Genomic DNA, 16,685 nt, shown 5'->3' on the forward strand with positions numbered 1-16,685 from the left:
TCTACAATAAGCGAAAACCCTCTCTTTGTATAAATAGTAGTTTAGAACAATCTTAATTTTTAAATATGGTTGATAAAAAATAAATGTTAAATTTTCTGATTAAATTTAACATTTTTGTCATCTAACTTCTAATTCTAAAATAAGCTATATCAGCCAGAAAAAGCATTAAATTTCTAGTGGCTTACTTGTAACTTGTTGATTAAGATTTAATTCATAGTTTTTAAGCTCATCTAAAAATGGCTTAATCCCTTCTTTCTCAATGATTTCCCAAGCACGAATTACTGCTGGGCTAACACAAGTGCTTTTTATAGTTTCTAATTCTGGAATTAGATTATTTTCTATATAAGCATATTGAATGAGTACAAAAGGAAATAGCCGATTGGTAACGCCCGTCCCTTCCTGCTGATACTTCTTGATTAAAACACTGTGATCATCAAGCTTCGCAAAGTTTTCTTCTATATAACGAAACATCAGTAGTGTGCAGATTGCATAAATAAGATCCTCTTGTCCATATTTTGGCTTTTTAGGAGGAAGAGCAATATAATCCTCTGCATTGAAAATTAAAGGATAACTCATTGATTTTATATCGGGATTTAAGATAAAGGTGATAGTTGGGTGATTATTAACAAATCCTTTTTTCATACAATCTATAATACATTTAACTAAAGGCTCACCTTTTTTAGGCCATATTTTTAATTGTATTTCTGGTATAAGGTGTTGTGTTAATTCTTGGATCAACTCTGGAGATAGTGGGATTTTACTTTGAAGATCGGCTATTACACCGTATTCCCAATATAATTTTGGTGTTTTTATTTTATTTCTATTGTTACTATCTGGAAAAAACTCTAGTTTATACATTTAAGTACTTCCTTTATTTTCTTATTTATTTGTTATTGCTAATTTAAACTTAAAATAGTTACTTGGGAGATTAGAAGTATGCTTATATTTTACAATCTCTAAAATTCTAGAAATACACTAAAATTCCGATTGCCTAATAAAAAAATAATAATAATACCTGACTAAAAAAATAAAAAGAAAATTTGTAGAGTGTTTGGTGGGTAGGCCTTAAAAAACGTAAATGAAATTAATAGGGGTTAAACACTTCAAAATTACTACTGACCACTAAAAGACAACAAATTAGCGAGTTTATACAAGAAATTTATTAGATATAGGTTATATGGCTTATACTTTATAGATACCAAGTAATTTTTTAAGGTATGTTATGCAAGAGGTCACAGTACAGTCTTGGGGAAGTCGTCTTAAGGACTCTCTTGTAGGTATCTTGTTTGGTTTTATTTTGATTGGAATTGCTATTTATCTTATTTTTTGGAATGAAAATCATAGCTTGATTATGGCACGATCCTTGTCAGAAGCCTGTAAAGTATTAATTAGTGTTCCGCCAAGCCCCATTGATAGTAAAAATAATTTACGCGTAATTTATGTCTCCGGCCTGGCAACGACAAACAATAAACTTCAAGATCCACTCTTAAATGCTGATTTAGTAGCTATTGCTTTAATTAGAAAGGTAGAGATGTACCAATGGCAGCAAGAAGAAAAAACCAGGACTGAAAAGCAACTAGGTGGTTCTGAGCGTACGATTAAAAGTTATATTTATAATAAAGTATGGTCAGAAAATTTAATTAATAGTTCGCAATTTAAGGAAAACAATTATCAAAACCCGGTAAGTATGCCTGTGCATTCAGGACGGCAAGTGGCATCAAGCGTTACATTAGGAGACTTTACCTTACCGCCTGCTTTAGTAGATAAAATTACTGCAACTACTCCTGTTGATTTATCGCAAGTTGATCTAGATAAGTTAACAAAGCAATTTAATAAACCTGTGCGGCTCATTAATAATGAATTGTACCTAGGGCAAGATATTCAAAATCCCCAGATAGGCGATTTACGAATTTCGCTCTCAGCAGTTCTTCCGCAAGCAGTTAGTATTATTGCGCAGCAAGTAGGTACAACATTACAAGCATATCATGCGAAAGCAGGGGAGGACGTATTACTTTTATCCCCTGGACAAGTTTCTCATGCCGGAATGATTAGAGAAGCGCAAGATGAAAACCGCATGACCATGTGGTCAATTAGACTTGTAACACTAGTTATGGTAATTATGGGATTTGCTTTATTAATGCGTCCATTAGCTGTTTTAGCAGACGTTATCCCTTTTGTGGGAACCATCATTGGTTTTGGTACGGGTTTAATTGCTGTAGTATTAGGCATTTGTTTATGGGCCATTTTTTTAGCTATAGCTTGGTTTACAACAAGGCCATTTTTTGCAATGGGCTTATTAATAATTGTTGTGCTTGTAATCTATTTACTTTGGAAATCAAGGGCCGATAAAATGGATAATAATGATAAGACTATTTCTAATGTAAAGTAGGCCTTATCAAGTTTATTGGCTTTAAGCAATTGTATTTTAATTGATTTTTTAGCGCTCCTCTTTTAATCATTTTAGACCATTATCAATTGACAGGTCAGCTCACTTTCAGTAGTGAACTAATTTTTAATAGGTCTAATTTAAATAATCTATACTTATAAAGTAATTAAAAAATAGATAGGATTAGTCGTTGTGTTAGGTGAATTTATTTCTTGGCGAGGCGCTGCTGATATTACTTGGCTGTTGTTATTGCTTCTATTGCTTAAACATTTTTGGCAAGATAGGCAAGCCCTTTTAAAAGCCCGTACTTGGTTTTTAACTAAAGGACGGATTACTCGTTTTCTTTGGACTAAAGATGGTTATCATTTATGGCCTAAAATTGAGTACACTTACCACGTTTATGACAAAGATTTCTTAGGCGAGTATTTCTTTCTAGACACATCCCACAATAATCCTAATAGTAAGTACTCTCGTAGAGTGGCTTATCGGGCAGCAGTGGCTTTTGAGAAGGATGAAGATATTGATGTTTTTTATAATCCAATTGATCCACAACAAGCTGTTTTAGATGTAAAAATTCCAACTAAGCTGAATTTTATTATTGTTTTATTAGCTTGCCTTATTGTGGTGCATTTGGGGGTAATTGTTCGTCAGTTTTTTTAGGAGGCTGACATTCACATAGCGGTTCTATGACTTTTGCTTGCAGTGCATTAATAGCCAGTCCTCTTACACCTTGATTACTAGGAACTTGACTAAAATAAATAGTCACTTCAAGGGTTTGTTTTTGTTGAAATTGTGGATTTTTATAGACAACTAATAAAGGCATGGTGGCTTGCCATTGATTCTTGTTTAGTGATTTAACTGCTGGCGGCATAGTAGCTACCGCACTAACAAAAAAATTATTTTTCATGACTGTCTCAGGAAGCTTAGACGCATTAAGCGCATCACTATAAGAAGTCCAGCCTTGTGCTGTAAAATAGCGCGCTATTTCACGCTGGCGTTGAATAAAGTTATTAAAGCTATAAGTGTAAGTCGCAACAATAGCTTCATTTGCCCATACCGCAAGTTGCGTATTATCTGCATAAGTTATTAAAGGACATAAAAGTAACAAAGTTTGAACGAATTTAAGAAAACGATACATAACTTAATCCTTGCCTTTAGGTAAGAGCAGTAAAGTAGCATACTTATAAAATAGATAATCACCAAGTTATTTGTTGATAATTAACTATTTGTGGTATCCTGCGTAAAAATAAGCAGAAAGTAAAATTATTATTCTTTGTAAAGAGTATAATAACTGTAAATTGGAATTAACTTTAAAAAGTATTTGCTGTGATTGCAAGCAAAGGTCATTACAAATTAGTCTAAATATAATAATTAAACAGTAGACTTCTGCGGAAACTGTGATTGACCGGCAATGGCAGTTTTCAAAGAAGTCTAATAAATTACTGCAAGATTAGTCGCTATATTCATATATTCTTTATGAATGGCACTAAAATCGCTTTCTGAATTTTATAGGCCTAACGCAGTAATGTAACTGCTTAGAATGAAACTTGTTTGAATTTAATAACATTTTTCAAAAAATTAAAAATCTTAAAGAAACCATAATTAAACTTATTTAATTTTGCAGTAAGTCTGTAAGTTAGAGATAATTTCTACCTAATAATAATCAACAAGGGAGAAAAGGTTGGTACGTAATAATAACCCTTTTTATTTTGCTAACCGTGAAAATGTTAGCCGTTTTCTCAATCGTTGGGATCTATTATTACTGATTTTAATTTTATCTATTTTATTTTTATTGGGCTGGACTGGCCAACAGATGGCTGTTCCTTATCAACTGGGCGATCCTTTATCTATCTCATTAAGCCCTACTAAATTACCATTTTATGCGGCACGCACAGTGTTGCGTATGTTTATTGCATTAATTTTATCAATTTTATTTACCTTTATTGTAGGTACTTTGGCAAGTAAAAATAGACGAGCTGAACAAATTATTATTCCTGCGATTGATATTTTACAAGCTGTTCCCGTTTTAAGTTTTTTATCCATTACAGTAACAGGTTTTATTCACTTATTTCCTAATAGCTTATTAGGTCCTGAATGTGCTTCTATCTTTGCTATTTTTACAGCTCAAGTATGGAATATTACTTTTAGCTTTTATCAATCTTTAAAGACTTTACCAGATGATTTAAAAGAAGCAGCAGCCATGTTCCAATTATCGGCTTGGCAGCGATTCTGGAAAGTAGAAGTTCCATTTTCTATGTCGAGTTTACTCTGGAATATGATGATCTCCATGTCAGCAAGTTGGTTCTTCGTTGTATTATCCGAAGCCATTGTCGTCGCTCACCAACAAATTCGCCTACCAGGAGTAGGATCATATATTGCTGTAGCCATTGAACAACATAATTTAGCAGCCGTTGGTTATGCCATTTTAACCATGATTATTGTTATTTTCTTATATGATCAAATTCTTTTTAGACCCCTTATTGCTTGGTCTGAAAAATTTAAAATAGAGCAAAGACCCGACGAGGAAGAATATCAATCATGGCTTATTGACCTAATTCGTGGTAGCCAATTAATGAAACGCTTAAGGAATAATGCTTCGATTATAAAAGAAAAGTTTGTCAACGCTCGTTGGCTTAGTCATGGGCCACCCGTAAGTAAAGAAATTGATCTTCATCACCAAAGACGTCTAGACTGGATATGGAATAGTTTTGTTCTATTAGGTATAGCGAGTGGTAGCTGGTTTTTATTAGAGTTTATTTTAGCTAAATTAAAATTTAGCGACATTTTATATGTTTTTGCCTTAGGAGCTGCGACAGGTACAAGGGTTATTATCTTAATTGTTTTAAGTTCGCTTATTTGGATTCCTGTTGGCGTATGGATTGGACTTAGGCCAAGAATTGCCCAAAAAATTCAACCAATTATTCAATTTGTGGCAGCATTTCCGGCTAACTTATTCTATCCTTTAATTGTCATTGCTATTGTTCGTTTCAATTTAAGTGTTGAAATCTGGGTAACACCATTAATGATACTTGGTACTCAATGGTACATTTTATTTAATGTAATCGCGGGCGCTTCAGCTATTCCGCGGGATCTTTATCTCGCTGCAAATAATTTTGGTTTATCTGGTTGGCTTTGGTGGAAGCGATTAGCTTTACCAGGTATTTTCCCCTTTTATATTACAGGTGCCATTACAGCAGCGGGCGGCGCTTGGAACGCGAGCATTGTTGCTGAATTAGTTAGCTGGGGAAATACAACTTTAAGAGCTACAGGCCTTGGCGAGTACATTCAGGCAAGTACATTAGCAGGGGACTTTCCTAGAATTGCTTTAGGTACTGGCATGATGTGTTTATATGTGCTTGCGTTTAATCATTTATTATGGCGACCCTTATATCGCTTAGCACATGAGCGTTTTAATTTTAACTGAGGTTTTAACAGGCTTATGCCAAATGTAATTATTGAGTTAGAAAATTGCCGTAAATCATTTAAAAAAGCATCTAACCAAGAACTTTTGGTCCTTGAAGATGTTAATTTTAAATTACACGAAGGAGAAATTGTTGCTTTACTTGGTAAATCAGGCTCAGGTAAATCGACATTACTACGTATTATTGCAGGTTTAGTCCCTCCTTCAGCAGGTCGCGTCACTTATCGAGGCCAACCCGTTATTAAACCGGTTGCTGGAATTGCTATGGTTTTCCAATCTTTTGCGTTAATGCCTTGGTTAACGGTGCTAGAAAATGTGGAGCTGGGCTTAGAAGCACAAGGTGTGAATAGAGAAGAGCGTCGAAGGCGAGCAATTGAAGCGATTGATATAATCGGTTTAGATGGATTTGAATCAGCTTTTCCTAAGGAGTTATCCGGAGGAATGCGTCAAAGGGTGGGATTTGCTAGAGCTCTCGTCATTAATCCGGATGTTTTATTAATGGATGAACCTTTTTCCGCTTTAGATGTTTTAACAGCAGAAAATTTAAAATCAGACTTACTTAATTTATGGCAAGAAAAAAAGACTAATACTAATGGAATATTATTGGTTACTCATAATATTGAAGAAGCTGCAACACTTGCTGATCGTATTATTATTTTTGGTAGTGATCCTGGGTATATTCGAGCAGAATTAAAGGTTTCTTTACCACAACCACGTAACCCTGAGACGGCTGAATTTCAAGAGTTAGTTGATAAAATTTATACGGTAATGACGACAGGCTTACGTGAAAAAGCCAAGCGTGCGCAACGAGAGCGCCAGATTGGTTTAGGTTATCGTTTGCCTGATGTAGATCCATCGGAATTATCAGGGTTAATTGAAACAATGACTTCGTTTAGTGAGCGCATTGACTTGCCTGAACTTGCTGATGAATTAATGATGAATATTGATGATTTATTTCCCTTGTTAGAGACTTTAGAGATTTTAGGCTTTGCAAGAGTCTCAGATGGCGATATTCAACTGACAGAACTTGGTAGAGAGTATGCAAATGCTGATCTGCAAACGCGTAAGAAAATATTTACTAAACGTTTATTAGATAAAGTGCCTCTTGCGCGTTACATTCGGCATGTTTTAGATGAAAAAATCGGTCACCGGGTGTCAGAAGAGCGTTTTCTAACTAAATTAGAAGATTACTTTACTGAAAAAGAGGCTGAGCGTGTTTTACGTACGATGATTGATTGGGGACGTTATGGCGAAATCTTCGCTTATGATTTTAATACCGGCGTTTTAAGCCTAGAGAATCCAGGCATATCTGATGAAAGGTCAGAGTCAGTACATTAATTTTCATTTTGAGTTGAGATAACAATGAATAATTATAACCCTATTGGATTGTCAAAATTTGAACTCGATACCCCTTGCTTGGTAATAGATAAAAATAAGTTATTGCACAACTTGCAACTTATGCAGCAACATGCTTTAGAGCATAATGTGCAAGTAAGGCCACATGTAAAAACACATAAATGCTCAAAATTAGCTGCTCTTCAGCTGCAATATGGGGCTATTGGTATTAGTGCTGCCAAAGTTGCTGAAGCTGAGGTATTAATTGCTGCAGGTATTCAGTATATTTTAATTACTTCACCTGTGGTAACCCCAACCAAAATAACAAGACTACTTAATTGTGTTAAGCAAGCGCCTGAAACAATGATTGTGGTTGATAATCAAAATAATGTAGCTACTTTAAATGCAGCAGCTCAAGCTGAGCAAATAAAAATTAATGTATTAATTGATATTGATCCGGGTATAGGACGAACTGGAATAAAACCTGAAAAAGCGCTTGAATTGGGCCGTTTTATTCAATCATGTCAAGGATTAGACTTAAAAGGCTTACAATGCTATGCCGGTAATTTGCAACATATTAAATCTTATGAAGAGCGACGAAAATCTTCCTTAGAAGTGATGGAGATGGCAAGTAATTTCGTCAAAGAATTTAGGCAAGAGGAGTTACCTTGCTCAATTCTAACAGGTAGTGGCACAGGTACTTATGATATAGACATTGAGGCGCCTGAGGTTACAGAAATTCAGCCAGGCTCCTACACCGTGATGGATGTAGATTATGCTGTGATTGGTTCAAAAGAAAATCCGAATTATTTTCATACTTTTCAACCAGCCATGACTTTATTAACTACTGTAATTAGTGCTAACAGACGAGAACATGTTACTGTGGATGCCGGTACTAAATCTATCTATGTTGATAAACATCAGCCTAAAATTATAAAACCCAAAGGATTAAGTTATGACTGGGGTGGCTTTGGTGATGAGCATGGAAAGATAATGACCATAGATGGTGAGCTACCTAAACTAGGTGAGGTATTAGAGTTAATAGTACCGCATTGCGATCCGACTATTAATCTATTTGATAAATTTTTTATCTGTGAAAATGATATTGTAGTCGATTGTTGGGATATTGATTTAAGAGGTAAATCTCAGTAACAAGCGTAAGGGAGGGATAGGTGGTAGATTGGGCGGGAATTTAGCGGAAACTATCAAGTTTAATAATTTAATATCGTATTTTCGTGCTATTAATTATAAATGTTCCCTAATTTTTAAATATTATGAAATATTTTTTATTGTTCACAGGTAGTGATCAAAAATCTTATTTTAAAGAAGAATCTGCTCTGCCAAAAACAGAAAAGCCCTTAGGTTCTTATTCATCTAAAATTGAAGTTGAAACCATGCGTTTTAGAACCTTTCCGGCTGGCAAAATTTTTTCTATGCATACAGCTTCTACTAAGCAATTTATTATTTATCAAGGAGGTGAGGTTGAAGTAGAAGCAAGTAGTGGAGAAACTAAAGTATTTAAAGCAGGTGATGTATTATTTGCAACCTCACTATTTAAATCTAATTATAGAAAGTAATCGTTTGCACTGATTATAAAACGAATTTCTTGAATCTAGAATTAATAATTACTTAATCTAAGTTTTATATAATATATATATCTAACTGAAATTAGCTAAAACTATGTGGGAACTGCTTAATATTTTTGAGTTATCTAAAAAATTAGGTGAATTTATCGCCAGAGCTTTGCGCCGTTTTTTAAAGTTAAGCCCTACAAGAGTTGCGCCTGAAGACAACGGCACGGCTAACTATGCTTCATCAGATCAAAAAGTGAATGGCACTAATGATAATGAGGTTTGTAGGCAATATTGGGAAGTATTACAAAAAATGTCCCAAAAGGAGAAGCCAGAAATAAGGCAAAAAGGGAAACAAGAAAAAAAAGAGATAGAGTTAATTAACTCTTTGAAGGGAAAAGCTCTTAAGGATGACAAAAGTGCTGTCGAGTTGTTTAATCATCCTAATCTAAAAGAGCATGTTACTTATGACGAGTTATGTAAAATAATTTATGAACATCGGTCAGCTGAAAATATAGTTTCCTTAGTGGAATTATTAACTAACAAGCATCAGATATCTTTAACTGATTTAGCCAAACACTCAGCTGAGAATGCTTTAATTTTATTAAAGAGTCGTTTTTTAATTCCTTTTAAAGCAGAAGACTTAGCTAGTATTTATTATACCCACCGCCATGAACTAGCTTTCCTTCAAGCAATGGGTAATGCGAAAAGCGTTTACCCAAATAGAAATAATATACCGCCTATATCTTATATTTTAAATAAAGCAATAAAGGAAAGTACCCTATCAAGGGTAGAGGAGATAATAAAGAAAAGTACAACACTTATATCTCTCTTAGCTAAAGAATTCAAGTTTCAGCAAGGGCAGAAGCACGAAAAGCGTAAACTACAAATTGAATTGCCAAAACAAAATCCTTATGAAGTTTTAGGGGTAGAAAGAGATGCTTCAGAAGACCAGATAAAAAAAGTATATCGCCAAAAGGTAATATTAGTTCATCCAGATAAAGTTGAGACTGTCGAGGCAGCAAGGTTTAAAGCACTTAATGCAGCTTATGAGTTTTTAATGGATAAAGAGAAACGTGCTGCTTGGGATAACGCATATCCCGAAGCACCAAGAGCACAACCTGTTTATAAATAATATCAGTAAATTAAAGTATAAAGGCTACCTTTTTAAGGTAGCCTTTATAAACTTAAGAATTAGCTTTTTGATTTGTTTGATTAACTAAAAAATTAAGAATTTTGACTAGCCTTTCTTCATTTTGGGCCATTTGCAAATCTGTTTTATATTGGCCATTAACGACAAAGGAAGGTACCACGTTAATATGATAAGCTGTCATTTTCGCATTACCTTTATTAATTTTCATATCAACAGTAGGCGAATGCATAAATGCACTTTCAACGGTTTCTTTGTCTACTCCTTGCTTAATAAAAAAATTAATCATTGCTTGATTATTATTAAGAGAGGCTTTATCTACTTGAATCGCTTTAAATAAAAGAGGATTTAATTTATCACTTAGATTTAATAGTTCAGCAGTGTAGTAAGCTTTAGCATAATATGACCAATCTTTATTAAAGACTACAGGTACGCGAATGAATTGAATGTTATCATTTTGCTGTCTAACCCATTGCTCTACATTTGATTCAATGCGATAACACCAAGGGCAGCCAAAACTAAAAAATTCAGTAACCGTAACTTTAGTATTTTTTGTTGGTACAGCAGATTTTATTACCTCATAATCTTTTCCTATAACGAAATTTTCTGCTTGGGCAAACATAGGAAATAATAAAAAAAGAACTAATAAACGTTTTAACATAACTTATTTCTCACTTAAAAGTTTAATGTAAACCTTGAATATAGTAAGCAACTGCTTCCATATCCTCTGGACTCATACGATGGCTAATATCCCTCATAATTTCATTTAAATCATTACTACGCTTACCTTCTTTAAATGCCCGCAATTGTGCAATGGTATATTGGGCATGTTGTCCTGATAAAACAGGGAAGTTTGCTTGTGCATTTCCTGTTCCTTTAGGACCATGACAGGCAATACATGCTGTAATATGTTTACTTAAATCGCCACCACGATAAATTGCTTCGCCTGATTTAACATATTTTTGTGGCGTAGCACCTTGATTAAGAGGTAATTTAGCGTAATAAGCGGATAAATCTTTAATGTCTTGATCGGTTAAAGTTGCTGCAATAGCGGTCATTACAGGTACGTTGCGAGTGGTTACCTTTTTATAATCATATAATTGTTTTTCTAGATATAAAGCATGTTGGCCAGCAAGATTAGGCCAAAGTGGGTTTGTGCTATTTCCTTCTGGGCCATGGCAAGCAACGCAAGTTGCTGCTTTGGCGGGCGCTACTGGCGTTTTATCAGCAGCTTGTACAGCGAATGTAGACATAATAGTAATAGCAAAGACTATTTTTTTCATCCTAACCTCAGAATTATCCTTCATTTAATGGTACACTGCTTAAGCAAAAATCCCAAAATGAAAATGTATAATAATGTTAAATAATCTGTATTCAAAGGCCTATTTTTTACAAAGCGCAGCAAAGGTTTCTCAATTGCCAGCTGATACTGGTTACGAGGTTGCTTTTGCAGGTCGTTCTAATGCTGGTAAATCAAGTGCTTTAAACTGTTTGACAGGGGTTAAGCAATTAGCACGTACTAGTAAAACGCCAGGGCGCACGCAATTAATAAATTTATTTGCTCTGGATGAGGAGCGACGCTTAGTTGATTTACCTGGCTATGGTTATGCAAAGGTTGCACTACAAGTTAAACAAGATTGGCAGAAAAACTTAGCCCATTATTTGGAAGTTAGAGAGTGCCTTTGTGGTTTAATTTTATTGATGGATTGTCGGCACCCACTCAAAGACCTTGATCAAATGATGGTAGAGTGGGCCGTAAGTAGACAAATACCTGTACATATTTTATTAACTAAAGCTGATAAAATCAGCCGTAGCGAAGCTAAAAACACAGCTTTAAAGGTACGCAATCATTACCGTTTATTACCCGAGTTAATTACCGTTCAACTTTTCTCTTCATTAAAAAAAGAAGGGATTGAGGAATTAATTAAGGTATTAAATACTTGGTATCAATGGCCAGATGAAGATGTCATCGGTAGTGAAAATACATAAATCAACTATCTTTTATAGCATTCAATAACCAAATTATTAAGGCGCAATAAATTTAACTTCTTCATTAAGGTTATTCATGGCTTTAGCTGTGTCTATCATAGTGTTATAAAAACCATATCTGTTAGTTGCTATAACTGAAGTTTGATTTATTTTACTTTTAATTAGTTGCTCAATTCTTCTATGGCCCTTAATAGCTGCCATCTCATCTAGAAGCTGATCCATGTGAAAAACGTTTTAAAAAACTGGGGCAGGCAATGGATAATTAATTTGATGGAAAGGCTTACTTTACAATGGCATGATCCGTACGAGGAACTTTGTTCCTAATCTAGATAGCCTAAATGCCTCGGGCAAGCCTGCGCGTAGGCGGGGGAGCAATTATTAACACGCCCTAATTTATTTTTGAAATAAATCATCTATCGCTTGCGGGTTAGCAAGTGTCGATAAATCACCAAGCTCATCAATAGACGTTACCTCTTTACTAGCTATTAAGCGTAAGACACGGCGCATGATTTTACCGGAGCGTGTTTTAGGTAGGTCGTTAACAAAACGAATAGCTTCAGGCTTTGCAATAGCGCCAATGGCTGCTTTCGCGTTTTCAACAAGCTCTTGTTCCAATTTAGCACTAGGTTTAGAAATTTCTTTTAAAGTTATAAAGGCATAAATACCTTGGCCTTTGATTTCATGAGGGAAGCCAACCACCGCAGCTTCAGCAACTTCCGGATGAGCAACTAATGCACTTTCAATTTCTGCTGTACCTAAGCGATGGCCAGACACGTTTAAGACATCATCAATGCGACCATTAATCCAATAGTCACCGTCTTCATCACGACGAGCACCATCCCCGGTAATATAGTAGCCATTATGAAAATAACTATTACGATAACGCTCATGCTCGCCTGCTATCGTCCTTGCTATGGAAGGCCAGGGTGACTTTATGGCTAATATACCCTCACTTGGCCCTTCAATCTCATTATATTTTTCATCAAGAATTACAGGATAAATACCTGGCAAAGGCTTACAGGCAGCACCAGGTTTAAGTGATTGCGTCTTGTTATATTGTGGACTAATCATAATACAGCCTGTTTCAGTCTGCCACCACGTATCCACAATTGGGCAACGTTCTAAACCTACTTTCTCATAATACCAACGCCAAACTTCAGGATTAATTGGCTCGCCGACACTACCTAGGAGGCGTAATGATTGTCGGCTAGTATTTTCTAACCATTGCTCCCCTTCACGAATTAGGGCTCGGATAGCGGTAGGCGCTGTGTAAAATACATTCACTTTATATTTATCAATTATTTTCCAGCAACGTGAAGGATCGGGCCAGGTAGGCACGCCACCAAATATTAAAGTAGTAATGCCATTACAAAGTGGCCCATAAAGTAAATAACTGTGGCCTGTTATCCAACCTATATCTGCTGTACACCAAAAGATGTCTGTTGAGCGACAATCAAAAACCTGCTGAAAACTGTAAGCGACTTGAACCAAGTATCCTCCAGTTGTATGGATTAAACCTTTAGGTTTACCTGTACTGCCTGAAGTATAAAGAATAAAAAGAGGATCTTCTGCGTCCATGATTTCAGGCGGGCATTCTGCAGTAACTGTATTTTTTATTTCATGCCACCAATAGTTTTTTACTGAATCAAAGGGTATCTTTTCTTGGCTGTGTTTAATGACTAACGTTTTTATAGTTAGGTTCTTACTAGCTTCATCGGCATTCTCTTTTAAAGAGAATAGTTTACCACCACGCTTATAACCGTCACTGGTAATAAGTAGCTTACTTTGTGACGCTTCTAAGCGTTGCTTTAAGGCCATTGCTGAGAAGCCGGCAAAAACCACAGTATGAATTGCGCCTATACGTGTGCAAGCAAGCATGGCAATAACGGCTTCAGGAATCATAGGAAGGTAGATAGCAACAGTATCCCCCTTTTTGATACCTAATGATTTTAGCCCATTTGCCATCAGACAAACTTCATGATGAAGTTCAGAAAAGGTTAATGATTGTTGTTTATCTTCATTATCACCTTCCCATAAAATAGCTGTTTGATGTGCTTTTGTCGGCAAGTGTTTATCTAAACAATTAGCACTAACATTTAATTTACCATTAAGAAACCATTGAATTTTACCTAAGTTAAAATCACCACTTGAAAGGGTATCCCATGGTACAATCCAATCTACATATTCTTTAGCAATATTAGCCCAAAAGCTATCTTTCTGTTCTTGCCCAGCCATGATTTACCTTTTGATAGTTTTAATGATTGCTGAGAAATCAAGCTGTCCTAATCCTTCTTCATTAAATTGCTGATAAATTGCAGCTGCTTGTTTTCCTAGGCTTGTTTCAATTTTAACTTGTTTAGCAGCTTCTTGACTTAATAATAAATCTTTAAGCATCATAGCTGCTGTAAAACCTGCTTGATAATCTCTATTGGCTGGGACATCTGGGAGGAGGCTAGGAACAGGTATATAATGACTGGTTGTCCAACATTGACCTGAGGAGTTATTAACTACTTCAAATAATTTATCAGGAGCAAGCCCTAATTGTTCCGCAAGCACAAAGGCTTCAGAGACTGCAATCATACTAATTCCTAAAATCATATTGTTGCAAATTTTCGCCGCTTGTCCACTGCCAGCAGGGCCTGTATGAAAAAGTTTTTTACCCATTGCCATAAGTAAGGGTTTAGCACGTTCAAATGCTTTTGTCTCTCCACCTATCATAAACGTTAAAGTTGCTGCTGTAGCGCCTTTAACGCCACCTGATACAGGTGCATCAATCATTAACAGTTGATGCTCTATAGCCTGCTGATAAAGGCCCTGGCAAGTGGAAACATCGATTGTTGAGCAGTCAATATGTAAAGTAGAGGGTGAGGCAGCTGCATAAAGTCCATCATTAAGGCAGACTTGTTGTACCTGCTTTCCTGTTTGAAGCATAGTAATAATAACATCTTGGTGGTGCGCTGTTTGTTTTAAATCTAAAGCAGCAATACCGCCTGCACTAGCAAAATGTTCTAAAGCCTCTGATTGTAAATCATAACCTGTTACGCGATGACCTGCCTTGACTAAATTAAGTGCCATTGGCAAGCCCATATGTCCTAGTCCCACGAATCCAATGTGAGCCATTTTCTCTCCAATTGATTGTTTAACATGCTCACTTACATTTTATTAACAAGTGAGCGTTTAGGGATTTGCATCTTTTCAATTTATTTAATGAGTTGGCATAATAAAAGCATTAGAAGCACTTTTATGAACAGGCCATTTACTAGTTACAGTTTTAATTCGGGTATAAAAGTGAATACTCTCTGTTCCATGCATATTAGTATCACCAAAAGAAGAGTGCTTCCATCCGCCAAAAGGGTGACTTGCAACAGGAACAGGAATTGGAATATTAATACCAACCATGCCTACCTGTACACGTTGGCTATATTCACGGGCAAAATAACCATCTTTAGTAAAGATTGCAGTACCATTCCCATATTGATGTCGATTAACTAAAGAAATAGCTTCATCTAAATCATTAACTCGTAATATTACTAAAACAGGTCCAAAGATTTCATTTTGGTAAATTGTCATAGATTCTTTAACTTCATCAAAAAGAGTTGGCCCTAAATAAAATCCCTCTGCGTGGATTGGGTGCTTGAAAGAACGCCCGTCAACAAGCAACTTAGCGCCTTCTTCAATACCTTGATCAATAGCTTGAATAACGCGCCCTCTATGTTCTTTGCTAACTAATGGGCCCATATCACAACCTTGTACATCGCCTGAATCAACTCGAATTGCTTGGATTAAAGGTAATAATTTATCTAGTAATTGATCAGCTGTTTTATCACCTACAGTAACAACGACTGAAATGGCCATGCAGCGTTCTCCTGCAGAGCCATAAGCAGCCCCTACAATCGCTTGTGCGGCTTGCGCAAGGTCTGCATCTGGCATAACTACGCAGTGGTTTTTAGCACCGCCAAAAGTATGGGCACGCTTACCATTTGTAGTTGCTGTTTTATAAATAAATTCCGCTACTGGTGTTGAAGCAACAGCAGTAAATGCATTTATATCGGGATGTTGTAAAAGATAATTAACAGCATCTTTATCGCCCTGAACACAATTGGCAACTCCTGCAGGTAAACCTGCATCTGTAAGCAACTCTAGAAGGCGAATTGGGGCTGAAGGATCTTGCTCTGAAGGTTTAAGTATAAATGTATTGCCGCAGGCAATGGCCGGAATCATCATCCAGACAGGTACCATTACAGGAAAATTAAAAGGTGATACACCGGCGCAGACACCCAAGGGTTGCCTTAATGTGTAACAATCAATATCAGTAGACACTTCAGGTGTAAAATGACCTTGCAGTTGCGACACTAAGCCACAATGAAGTTCAACAACTTCTATTGCGCGGGCAACTGAACCTAATGCATCATCAATTGTTTTACCATGCTCTTGGGTGACAAGCTTTGCTAAATCACGCTGATTTTTTTCTAGTAGATCGCGAAACTTAAATAAAATACGTGCTCGTTTTACAGGCGCGGTATGTGCCCAATCAGACCACGCTTCTTTAGCTGTTTTAACAGCAAGATCGCAAATTTGCTTATTGGCTAAATTTACAGTACCAATCTTTTCACCCGTAGCAGGATTATAGAGCGTACGTTGATTTGCACTATTATCATTATCCAGCTTTTGGCCACCAATATAGTGAGAAACAATATAGACCATCACTAAACTCCTTTTTAGGTAAACGTCTTTCAAAAATGTTTATTGTTAGCAAGACAGCTTAAGCTTTGGCTACGAATTTAAGTCATCTAAGCCTCAACAAGTAGTTTTGAAAGAAGCAGCCTTCTATTT

General features: G+C 35.9%; 16 protein-coding genes. 8 read left to right on the plus strand and 8 right to left on the minus strand.

Features of this window, described 5'->3' with window-relative positions; translation table 11 throughout:
• Window positions 1-165: 165 nt before the first annotated feature.
• Window positions 166-858 (minus strand): hypothetical protein, encoded by a 693-nt coding sequence (locus E1P04_RS06505; protein WP_131782106.1) that lies wholly within the window; start codon window positions 856-858, stop codon window positions 166-168.
• Between the two features lie 364 nt (window positions 859-1,222).
• Here E1P04_RS06505 and E1P04_RS06510 point away from each other — a divergent pair, with 364 nt between their 5' ends.
• Together E1P04_RS06510 and E1P04_RS06515 are read left to right on the plus strand one after the other, a co-directional pair.
• Entirely contained in the window at window positions 1,223-2,389 is a 1,167-nt protein-coding gene (locus E1P04_RS06510) for a TMEM43 family protein (RefSeq protein WP_131782107.1), read from the plus strand.
• A 189-nt stretch (window positions 2,390-2,578) separates the two neighbouring features.
• Window positions 2,579-3,046, plus strand: a complete 468-nt coding sequence (locus E1P04_RS06515; RefSeq protein ID WP_242604397.1) for a DUF3592 domain-containing protein — start codon at window positions 2,579-2,581, stop codon at window positions 3,044-3,046.
• Here the strand turns inward: E1P04_RS06515 and E1P04_RS06520 are convergent.
• Window positions 3,003-3,524 (minus strand): DotI/IcmL family type IV secretion protein, encoded by a 522-nt coding sequence (locus E1P04_RS06520; RefSeq protein WP_131782108.1) that lies wholly within the window; start codon window positions 3,522-3,524, stop codon window positions 3,003-3,005. The genes E1P04_RS06515 and E1P04_RS06520 overlap by 44 nt on opposite strands.
• A 675-nt stretch (window positions 3,525-4,199) precedes the next feature.
• Between E1P04_RS06520 and E1P04_RS06525 the strand changes: the two genes are divergently transcribed.
• The 5 genes from E1P04_RS06525 to E1P04_RS06545 all read left to right on the plus strand — a co-directional run bounded on the left by E1P04_RS06525 (window position 4,200) and on the right by E1P04_RS06545 (window position 9,848).
• Entirely contained in the window at window positions 4,200-5,810 is a 1,611-nt protein-coding gene (locus tag E1P04_RS06525) for an ABC transporter permease (protein WP_427853178.1), read from the plus strand.
• Between the two features lie 15 nt (window positions 5,811-5,825).
• Window positions 5,826-7,145: an ABC transporter ATP-binding protein gene (locus E1P04_RS06530; RefSeq protein ID WP_131782110.1), complete on the plus strand. Its 1,320-nt coding sequence runs from the start codon at window positions 5,826-5,828 to the stop codon at window positions 7,143-7,145.
• Window positions 7,146-7,169: 24 nt separating this feature from the next.
• Window positions 7,170-8,294, plus strand: a complete 1,125-nt coding sequence (locus tag E1P04_RS06535; protein WP_131782111.1) for a DSD1 family PLP-dependent enzyme — start codon at window positions 7,170-7,172, stop codon at window positions 8,292-8,294.
• Window positions 8,295-8,416: 122 nt separating this feature from the next.
• Window positions 8,417-8,719 carry a cupin domain-containing protein gene (locus tag E1P04_RS06540; protein ID WP_131782112.1) on the plus strand — a complete coding sequence of 101 codons (303 nt, stop codon included), beginning with the start codon at window positions 8,417-8,419 and terminating at the stop codon, window positions 8,717-8,719.
• Window positions 8,720-8,822: 103 nt separating this feature from the next.
• Window positions 8,823-9,848, plus strand: coding sequence for a J domain-containing protein (locus tag E1P04_RS06545; protein WP_131782113.1), 1,026 nt, complete (start codon window positions 8,823-8,825; stop codon window positions 9,846-9,848).
• Window positions 9,849-9,900: 52 nt separating this feature from the next.
• On the opposite strand, the gene E1P04_RS06550 is transcribed toward E1P04_RS06545, so the two are convergent.
• Window positions 9,901-10,524, minus strand: coding sequence for a thiol:disulfide interchange protein DsbA/DsbL (locus tag E1P04_RS06550; RefSeq protein ID WP_131782114.1), 624 nt, complete (start codon window positions 10,522-10,524; stop codon window positions 9,901-9,903).
• 22 nt (window positions 10,525-10,546) lie between these two features.
• Entirely contained in the window at window positions 10,547-11,116 is a 570-nt protein-coding gene (locus E1P04_RS06555) for a c-type cytochrome (RefSeq protein WP_242604403.1), read from the minus strand.
• Between the two features lie 103 nt (window positions 11,117-11,219).
• Between E1P04_RS06555 and yihA the strand changes: the two genes are divergently transcribed.
• Entirely contained in the window at window positions 11,220-11,852 is a 633-nt protein-coding gene (gene yihA / locus E1P04_RS06560) for a ribosome biogenesis GTP-binding protein YihA/YsxC (RefSeq protein ID WP_131782116.1), read from the plus strand.
• 36 nt (window positions 11,853-11,888) lie between these two features.
• On the opposite strand, the gene E1P04_RS06565 is transcribed toward yihA, so the two are convergent.
• From E1P04_RS06565 to E1P04_RS06580, 4 genes are all read right to left on the minus strand, one after another.
• A complete protein-coding gene (locus tag E1P04_RS06565; protein WP_131782117.1) occupies window positions 11,889-12,074 on the minus strand; it encodes a hypothetical protein in 186 nt (61 codons plus the stop codon).
• Window positions 12,075-12,245: 171 nt separating this feature from the next.
• Window positions 12,246-14,087 carry an acetate--CoA ligase gene (acs, locus tag E1P04_RS06570; protein ID WP_131782118.1) on the minus strand — a complete coding sequence of 614 codons (1,842 nt, stop codon included), beginning with the start codon at window positions 14,085-14,087 and terminating at the stop codon, window positions 12,246-12,248.
• Between the two features lie 3 nt (window positions 14,088-14,090).
• Window positions 14,091-14,972: a 3-hydroxyisobutyrate dehydrogenase gene (gene mmsB / locus E1P04_RS06575; protein WP_131782119.1), complete on the minus strand. Its 882-nt coding sequence runs from the start codon at window positions 14,970-14,972 to the stop codon at window positions 14,091-14,093.
• A gap of 84 nt (window positions 14,973-15,056) precedes the next feature.
• Window positions 15,057-16,556: a CoA-acylating methylmalonate-semialdehyde dehydrogenase gene (locus tag E1P04_RS06580; RefSeq protein WP_131782217.1), complete on the minus strand. Its 1,500-nt coding sequence runs from the start codon at window positions 16,554-16,556 to the stop codon at window positions 15,057-15,059.
• Window positions 16,557-16,685: the final 129 nt, after the last annotated feature.

Source organism: Legionella gresilensis, from assembly GCF_900639865.1.
GTDB lineage: Bacteria > Pseudomonadota > Gammaproteobacteria > Legionellales > Legionellaceae > Legionella_C > Legionella_C gresilensis.